This is a genomic window from Mucilaginibacter sp. (assembly GCF_036568825.1).
In the GTDB taxonomy this organism is placed as follows: Bacteria; Bacteroidota; Bacteroidia; order Sphingobacteriales; family Sphingobacteriaceae; genus Mucilaginibacter.
In genome coordinates, this window is record NZ_DATCRU010000006.1 from 1 (window position 1) to 8,871 (window position 8,871).

Consider the following 8,871-nt stretch of genomic DNA (forward strand, 5'->3'; position numbering starts at 1 on the left):
TGTCGATGTGTGAGAACAAATTCTCATACATAAAAGTCACATAGCTTTGAACCGCATTGGGCTTCATCGGGTAGTACTCGTCCAGGTTGAAGGTGATCACGTTTTTAAAGCTCAGGCCTTCCTCGCGGTGCAGGCGCACCATCTCGGCATACACACCCAGCGGGGTTACACCTGTAGCCAGGCCAAGCACCACCTGTTCGCCTTTATCCTGCTTACTGCGGATCAGGTCGGCTATCCGCCTTGCTACGGATACCGAGGCTTCTTTCTGGTTTGCAAATACGCACACCGGCAACTTCTCATACCGGGTCTCTTCCAATAAATTTAATCGCGCCATGTTTTTTGTAATGGTTGTTGTTTATATGGGTTATAGTTTGTGTTCTTCAAATTTTTTGTCAAAAAAAATCCCCGCTACTGCGAGGACTTTTCGTTCAAACCAATTTAACTATCAAATCATTCCACCGCGAGAGTGAAACAACTAAAGAAAGCTGTATTCTATGTATTAACATATTCGATGTAAGGCCCCTTCTGCAAGTCATTGCGACTTTGATTAAGGTAAACAAACATAAAGCAATATATTTATAAGTGCAAATACTTTTTAAATTTTTTTAATAAGTAATTTAATTTAATTATTGTTTTAACAAATGTCCCGTTTTGTATCAATGTGATTACAATAGATGGCCAACTTCCATTAAAATCACAGATATTTCCTATAATAGCCTAAGTATCCCGCTTAAAACCAATCAGCCTGCTATGATCAATCCAAAATCCTGTAAAAGTATTTGTCTGTTTTTTATTGTGTCGATGTTATTGTCGGTCGCCAATGTTGCGAAAGCGCAGGATAACGATCCGTATCTGGGCATCATCCCGGCGCCGCAGTCATTGGTAAAATCGCCTGGCACCTTTGTTTTCAGCAAAACGACCGTGATCCGTGCCGATCAGCCCAAAAGTAAATCGGTTGAATTGTTAAAAGACTTCCTGGCGAACCAGCATTTTACCAACAAAGTGCTTAAATACAGCAGGAAGGCTAAGCTAAGAGGCACTAATGTGATACTGACCTCGGTAGGCGCTGCCGATCTGCCAAGCGAAGGATACAAGCTGAACATCACCCCGCGCAGGGTGACCATCATAGGCAAAGGCGCAGGATTGTTTTATGGGATGCAAACGCTGATGCAGTTGTTCCCGGTAGCTCCTGAAACGACCGTGAAGCTGCCTTGCCTAGCTATTACCGATCATCCGCGTTTTGGCTACAGGGGCATGATGTTGGATGTGTCGCGGCACTTCTTCAATGTTACCGAGGTAAAAAAAGTGATCGACCTGCTGGCCTATTATAAGATCAATAATTTCCACTGGCATTTGGTCGACGGTGCCGGCTGGCGCATTGAGATCAAAAAATATCCCAAGCTGACTGAAGTAGGCGGAACCCGCATACAACCCATGTTCGGTACCAACCGCGACTACCCCGATAATACGCCATACACCGGTTTTTACACCCAGGATCAGATCCGCGACGTAGTAAAATATGCCGCAGATAGATTCATCAATGTAGTACCCGAAATAGAAATGCCCGCACACTCAGACGCAGCCTTACGCGCTTACCCGGAATTGCAATGTGTGCCTGATACTTCAATAAAGAACCCGGCAAGGACAACAGGTTTATATTGCCCGACTGAAGAAACTTTCACCTTCCTCGAAAATGTGCTGACCGAGGTGATGGAGCTTTTCCCAAGCAAATATATCCACATCGGCGGCGACGAAGCGAACAAACAGCCATGGAAGGAATCGCCATTTTGCCAGGCGCTCATCAAGCAATTGAACCTGAAGGATGAGAACGAACTGCAAAGCTATTTTATCCAGCGAATGGAGAAATTCCTCAACTCAAAAGGCCGCAGTATTATTGGCTGGGATGAGATTTTACAAGGCGGACTGGCCCCTAACGCCACCGTAATGAGTTGGACAGGCGAGGCAGGTGGCATAGCAGCCGCTCAGCAAAAGCACAATGTGATCATGACGCCGCAGACAACAGGTTTATATTTCGACCATTATCAAAGCCGCTCGCCGCTGGAGCCGGTTTCATTCGGACGATATGCCACGCTTCCGGAAACTTATAATTACGATCCCGTACCGAAGGTGCTTACCGATGATGAGAAGAAATACATCATAGGCGTACAAGGCAATTTGTGGACGGAATATGTGCCGACGGTAGAAAAGCTGCAATATCAGATCATGCCGAGATTGTTCGCCTTATCAGAAGTTGCCTGGAGCGATCCTGCAAAAAAGGATTATAAAGACTTTTCGGAAGTGCGTTTAGCCAAACATTTTGCACGATTGGACGCTATGCATTATAACTATCGCGTGCCAACAGCATTTGAGGTGATCGATACCATGATGATCGGCTCGCAATTTGTAATGGCGCCCAAATCTGTAGTACCCGGCGCAAAAATACACATGACCTTCAACGGCCGCGACCCGTTGGATACCGATTGGGGATATGATGCGCCGGTAACCATCAACATTCCCCCGGGCGAAAAACGCGTATTTAAAACCGTGGTGATCACACCTTCGGGCAGACGCAGTTTGCCAACTAAAACGGTGATGTTCAACCAAGCGCCCGTAGCACCCGCCAACTATACCGGCAACAACCAGGGACTAAAATACAAGCTGATGAAAGGCATATTCACCTCTCCCGACCAGTTTGAATACGCCCAACCCGCAGATTCCGGCATAGCCAAAACTTTAGAAACCGCAGATTGCAGATCAACTTACCCGGATGCAGGAATCATTTACAGCGGTTACATCAACCTGCCGACAGATGGTATCTATAACTTCTCATTAGCCAGCTACGCCGATACCGGCCTGGAAATAGACGGCAATAAAATAGGTGATGAAGAAGGCGCACTCTCATTGCTGAAAGGCTATCACAAAATAACCCTGAAACATTTCTACACAGCCCCGCCCGCCAATTCCCGCCGCAGACCAATAACAGCAATACGCATGTACGTAATAGCTCCGGGAACAACGGATAAGAAGTTGATAACACCGGAGATGCTGTTTAATTAGTGAATGAGTGAATTAGCGAATTAGTGAGTTAGTTTTTAATGAGTGAATTAGTGAATGAATGAATTAGCGAGTTGAAGAATTATTGAGTTATTGAATTATTGCTTTATTTTTACGAGTGAAGTATTCAGTCATTCACTAATTAGATTACAAATCACACATTCACTAATTCACTCATTCGCTAATTGGATTACAAATCACTAATTCACTCATTGGATTGAAAACTTGGATTCACAACTATAGCGGTATATTCTGGCTGCTGGGCGGTATCATTATCGGCAGCGTTATTGGTATCGTATTCGGTAAACAGGCGGAGGTAATCAAGCCAATCGGAGATATTTTCCTGAACCTGCTTTTTGTAGCGGTGATCCCTTTGGTTTTCTTCGGCATCTCTTCAGCTATAGCAAATGTAAAGGGCACTCAAAATTTAGGTAAGATCATCGGTGTAATGTCGGTCACTTTCCTGGCGACTATTCTTGTCGCGGCAGTGGTCACTATAGTTGCAGTAACATTATTCCCCATTCAGCCGCCTGCAACAGCCTCCGCAGGAAAAGAGATACAGAACATCAACAAATCTATCACCGGCGATCAGATCACACAAATACTCAGCACAGGTAATTTTTACGAATTGCTATCGCGAAAGAATATGCTGGCAATGATCATCTTCGCTATCATAACAGGATTTGGTGCATTAAAAGCAGGAGAGAAAGGACAAAATTTCAGGCAATTCCTATCATCAGGCAACGAGGTATTCCAGCAGGTTTTTATACTGATCATGAAGATCGGCCCGATAGGTCTGGGCGCATATTTTGCTTACCAGGTTGCTTATTTCGGTCCATCGTTGTTCGGAACTTATGCGCATACCATGGGCATCGGCTACGGCGTCAGCATTTTTATTTACATAGCCGGATTCTCATTTTATGCATTTGTAGCAGGCGGAGTGAGGGGTATTAAAACTTATTGGCGGAACAATATCATTCCATCGGCGACCGCAGTTGGAACCTGCAGCAGTATAGCCACCATCCCCGCCAACCTGGACGCTGCCAAAAAGATGGGCGTTTCAGATATGGTGACCGGCATCACTATCCCATTAGGTGCAACCTTGCATAAAGATGGATCAAGCATATCATCTATTCTCAAAATGGCCGTGGTATTCAGTATGTTCGGCAGAGGCTTTGACAGTCCGACGACTATCATGCTGGCATTGGGCATGACTGTCCTTGTCAGCGTCGTCGAAGGCGGTATTCCTAACGGCGGATATGTTGGCGAAATCCTTTTTATCTCTACTTATGGACTCCCCCCTGAAGCATTGCCACCTGCTATAATTGTCGGTACATTGATAGATCCGGTTGCTACATTATTAAATGCCACAGGCGATACCGTTGTAGCCATGATAATAGAACGCTTTGTAAATGGGCGACAGCAGAGCAAAGTCTAATTCAATTCTAATCAAATACTTAGGGGTTTAGAGTGCTTGTTATCTAAATTTGTTATAAATTTGTTTTGGCCCTGTTTAAACTTATTGACCAACCGATCACAATGCACCTCACTGCAATTTTTTCACGTTGCTTTAAGCATCTGCTATTGATATCAATGCTCCTGTGCATTAACATTTCAGTAATGTCGCAACAGGCGAACCATGCTGCAGGTAAGCCAAAGAGCAGGCAACTCAAAAATTTCGTAAAGCTGGCAGGCGAGGCAAATGTCGCTTATATCGCTCCAGAAGGATTTAAGGAGATAAAACCAATCAATAACGATACTTTAACTTTTGATTACGCATTGGAGCTTCCGGGTGAAGAGTTTGAAGTATGGTTTAATGTGCGTTCACAAAAAAAGGCGCTGGCAAGTTTTGCACATTTGGTTAGCGACACTTCCCGAACGAACGAACACCCCGACTCGCTATACAATAAAACCGGCCTCACCTTAGCAAGCGAACTGAGCGGCGGGCAAAGTTATTTTACAACGATCATCCCACCAGATTACCTGGCCCGCTATAACGCCACCGAAGGCAAAACCTACCTGTTAGACCTGGCTGATGCCAACGAAACTAAACATTATAAGTATGCGTTGCTCATTACCTTACATAAAGATCATGTAGGCACAATTGTCGCCATTTGCTTTGGTAACGAAAAGGGTTCAGGTTTTTTTAAGAACATTTTTAAAGCCGCCAGAAGTCTGAAATTTAAATCCTGAATTTTTAACAAAAGGAAAAATAAATAAACTCTTTCCTCAGCTTAGCTGCCACGTCACTACTTTTTTTGATAGTATTGCCTCTTTGACCCGTAGGGCAATGTCATTAAGTTAAGCATGTCGCATAGTCGACTCACCCGGTCATTGCTTCGCTCGACCGCCCTCTCTCCGCTTCGCGCAAAGAGGGCTTTTGTTTTTTACTCTCTTTTTTGCTTGCAAAAGAGAGGGTCGAACAGCGCAGCGCATTCGGGGTGAGTTCACACCTGGCTATAATCGACATGATATTCCTATTCCCTTTACTTAATGACTTTGACCCGTAGGGTCTACCGCTTTGTAGCCAATGAAAAGAAATCAGCTTTTGCCCCGTTAGGGGTTACCCTTCATCGACATTCCTGGTATGGAACAATGCAATGCGTTTACCCGCTTGATGGAGGGTAAATGCTACACGGCACTAATCACATTCATTTTTTTCTACAAAGCGGCAGACCCTATGGGCCATTTTCTTGCGACCTTTTAATTTTACCCAGCGTGAGAACTTTTGCCACTATAAATTCTATTCAAAATTTAAACAACCTCCAAATGTTGAAAAGTTGGCATATTTTTGCCGGCCCGATCAAATATTTTTACAACATTGCAAGGTTAAGAAGATACAACTTTCCAACCTTACAACGTTTCAACTTTACAACAAGGAAGAAAAATGGCACAACCAATTGATTATAGTGAAGATAGTATACGGTCGCTCGACTGGAAAGAGCACATACGCCTGCGTCCCGGTATGTATATCGGTAAACTGGGCGACGGCTCGGCTTATGATGACGGCATCTATGTGTTATTAAAAGAGATTGTAGATAACTCTATTGATGAGTTTGTGATGGGCGCCGGTAAAACCATTGATATCAATCTGAGCGATCATAAAGTGAGCGTGAGAGATTACGGTCGTGGTATTCCGTTGGGCAAGGTGATCGATTGCGTATCCAAGATCAACACGGGTGGTAAATACGACAGCAAAGCCTTCCAGAAATCAGTGGGTTTGAACGGTGTGGGTACCAAGGCGGTGAACGCGCTTTCTAATTCATTTACAGTGCAATCCTATCGCGATAGCAAAACCAAAATAGCAGAATTTGCTAAAGGCGAACTGATCCGTGATGAGGCAGAAAAAGAAACTACTCAACGTAACGGTACTGCTATCAATTTTACGCCTGACGACAGTATTTTCAGGCATTATCATTTTATCCCGGAGTTTGTCGAAAACATGATCTGGAACTATGTGTTCCTGAATTCTGGCTTGACGATCAACTTTAACGGTCAGAAATATTTATCTGAAAAAGGCCTTCACGATCTTTTAGCCCGCAATGCCGACCAGGAAACTATGCGTTACCCGATCATCCACCTGAAAGGGGAAGACATCGAAGTAGCCATGACCCACGGGCAGCAATACGGCGAGGAATATTATTCATTCGTAAACGGTCAGCATACTACGCAAGGCGGTACGCATCAAGCAGCTTTCCGCGAGGCAGTAGTAAAAACCCTGAAAGAGTTCTACAAAAAAGAATTTGACGCTTCTGATATCCGTGCGTCCATTATTGGTGCGATAGCGATAAAAGTTCAGGAACCAGTATTTGAGTCTCAAACCAAAACCAAACTGGGTTCACAGAATATCGGTCCCGAAGGGCCGTCAGTCCGTACTTTTATTAACGATTTTGTTAAAAAGGAACTGGACAATTACCTGCATAAAAATCCGTCCACTGCCGATGCTTTATTAAAACGGATATTGCAATCAGAACGTGAACGTAAAGATATAGCCGGTATCAAAAAACTGGCTAACGAACGTGCCAAGAAAGCATCCTTACACAACCGCAAGCTGCGCGATTGCAAACTGCATTTCGACGATAACCACGAACGCAAACAGGATACTACCTTATTCATCACCGAAGGGGACTCAGCCAGTGGTTCTATCACCAAATCACGTGATGTACAAACCCAGGCAGTATTCAGCTTAAAAGGTAAACCGCTTAATTGTTTTGGCTTGACCAAAAAGGTGGTTTATGAAAACGAAGAATTTAACCTGCTGCAGCATGCTTTGAATATCGAGGACGGCCTTGATGGCTTGCGTTATAACAATATCGTAATCGCTACAGATGCCGACGTGGACGGTATGCACATTCGTCTATTGATGATGACCTTCTTCCTGCAGTTCTTCCCGGATTTGGTAAAGGCCGGGCACGTTTCTATCCTGCAAACGCCACTGTTCAGGGTGAGAAATAAGAAAGAGACCATCTATTGCTACAGCGACGAAGAGCGCCGAAATGCAATAGCCAAATTAGGCAACAAACCAGAGATCACCCGCTTTAAAGGTTTGGGTGAAATATCGCCTGAAGAGTTTGGTTTGTTTATCGGTAAGGATATTCGCCTTGATCCCGTTATCCTGAAGGATTCCAACATCAAGAGTCTGCTGGAATACTTTATGGGTAAAAATACGCCCGACCGTCAGCAACATATTATTCGAGAACTGAGGGTTGAAAAGGATGACGAAACTGTTAATCCGAATATTACAACGGAACCGGAAGAGTTGCCGGTAGCGGTATAGCTTAAGCTTAGCAGACTTACGAAGTTTTTAAAACTTCGTAAGTCTAAGAAATACACCTGACCGCCAGCAGCATATTATCCGCGAGTTGAGGGTGGAAAAGGACGACGAAACTGTTAATCCAAATATTACAGCAGAGCCGGAAGAATTGCCGGTAGCGGTATAGCTTAGCAGACTTACGAAGTTTTTAAAACTTCGTAAGTCTAAGAAATGATAAAAGCGATGGGCCAAACTCATCGCTTTTTTTATGACCTTTTTATTTGAAACATAAAGTGAAACAAGTAGTTATTCATTTTATGAACTTGTATGAAGAATTAAAAAATAAGGCAATCGTAATCACCGGTGCATCGAGTGGCGTTGGCCGGGCAGCAGCATTGGAGTTTGCACGATATGAGCCGGCACTTATACTGGCAGCACGAAGCGAGGAAACCTTAAATGAAGTAGCGCATGAATGTGAGCGCTTAGGTGCAACAGTCCTGGTAGTAACCACCGATGTTACCGATCCGGGATCAGTCATCAACCTGGCCAATGCGGCAAACGACTGGGCGGGGAGAATAGACGTATGGATCAATAATGCAGGTGTACTCGCCGCAGGTGAATTTAGCCATACCCCTGTTGAGGTTCACGAGCAAGTGATCCGGACAAATCTGCTGGGGTACATTTACGGAGCTCATGCCGTAATGCCAATTTTCAAAACACAGCAAAGCGGGATATTGATCAACAACATATCAATAGGCGGGTATTTGCCTGTGCCATACAGCGCCGGTTATAGCGCCAGCAAGTTTGGGTTGAGAGGGTTTTCCGAAGCCTTAAAAGCTGAATTAGCTGTATGGCCTCATATTCATGTGTGCGATTTATACCCTGCTTTTCTGGACACTCCGGGGATTCGTCATGCGGGTAATTACACCAACAAAGTATTAAAACCCTCTCCGCCGGTTTATGATCCAAAATTGGTTGCAGAGGCAATGGTAAAAGTTGCTGCTTCGCCAAGATCAAATAAATATATCGGTGGCGCATCCCTGGCATTAAAGATATCGCATGCC

Annotated in this window: 5 protein-coding genes and 1 pseudogene; 5 read left to right on the plus strand and 1 reads right to left on the minus strand. The window is 44.4% G+C overall.

What is annotated here, in order from left to right; all coding sequences use genetic code 11:
- Positions 1-334 (minus strand): annotated as a pseudogene (locus VIM89_RS01450) (glucosamine-6-phosphate deaminase); the annotation flags it as partial.
- 416 nt (positions 335-750) lie between these two features.
- Here VIM89_RS01450 and VIM89_RS01455 point away from each other — a divergent pair.
- The 5 genes from VIM89_RS01455 to VIM89_RS01475 all read left to right on the plus strand — a co-directional run.
- Positions 751-3,057, plus strand: coding sequence for a family 20 glycosylhydrolase (locus VIM89_RS01455; RefSeq protein ID WP_488154341.1), 2,307 nt, complete (start codon positions 751-753; stop codon positions 3,055-3,057).
- Between the two features lie 214 nt (positions 3,058-3,271).
- Complete coding sequence (locus tag VIM89_RS01460) at positions 3,272-4,492, plus strand: dicarboxylate/amino acid:cation symporter (protein ID WP_488154342.1); 1,221 nt, start codon at positions 3,272-3,274, stop codon at positions 4,490-4,492.
- 182 nt (positions 4,493-4,674) lie between these two features.
- Positions 4,675-5,247 (plus strand): hypothetical protein, encoded by a 573-nt coding sequence (locus VIM89_RS01465; protein WP_488154343.1) that lies wholly within the window; start codon positions 4,675-4,677, stop codon positions 5,245-5,247.
- Positions 5,248-5,941: 694 nt separating this feature from the next.
- Positions 5,942-7,831, plus strand: coding sequence for a DNA topoisomerase IV subunit B (locus VIM89_RS01470; RefSeq protein WP_488154344.1), 1,890 nt, complete (start codon positions 5,942-5,944; stop codon positions 7,829-7,831).
- Between the two features lie 269 nt (positions 7,832-8,100).
- Positions 8,101-8,871, plus strand: a 771-nt coding sequence (locus VIM89_RS01475) for an SDR family oxidoreductase (RefSeq protein WP_488154345.1), incomplete at its 3' end; no start/stop codon positions are given.

What these genes read in the sequence shown, in the direction of transcription:
- VIM89_RS01455 (WP_488154341.1), top strand. Translation starts at nt 751, where the DNA reads ATGATCAATCCAAAATCCTGTAAAAGTATTTGTCTGTTTTTTATTGTG.
- VIM89_RS01465 (WP_488154343.1), top strand. Translation starts at nt 4,675, where the DNA reads ATGTCGCAACAGGCGAACCATGCTGCAGGTAAGCCAAAGAGCAGGCAA.
- VIM89_RS01470 (WP_488154344.1), top strand. Translation starts at nt 5,942, where the DNA reads ATGGCACAACCAATTGATTATAGTGAAGATAGTATACGGTCGCTCGAC.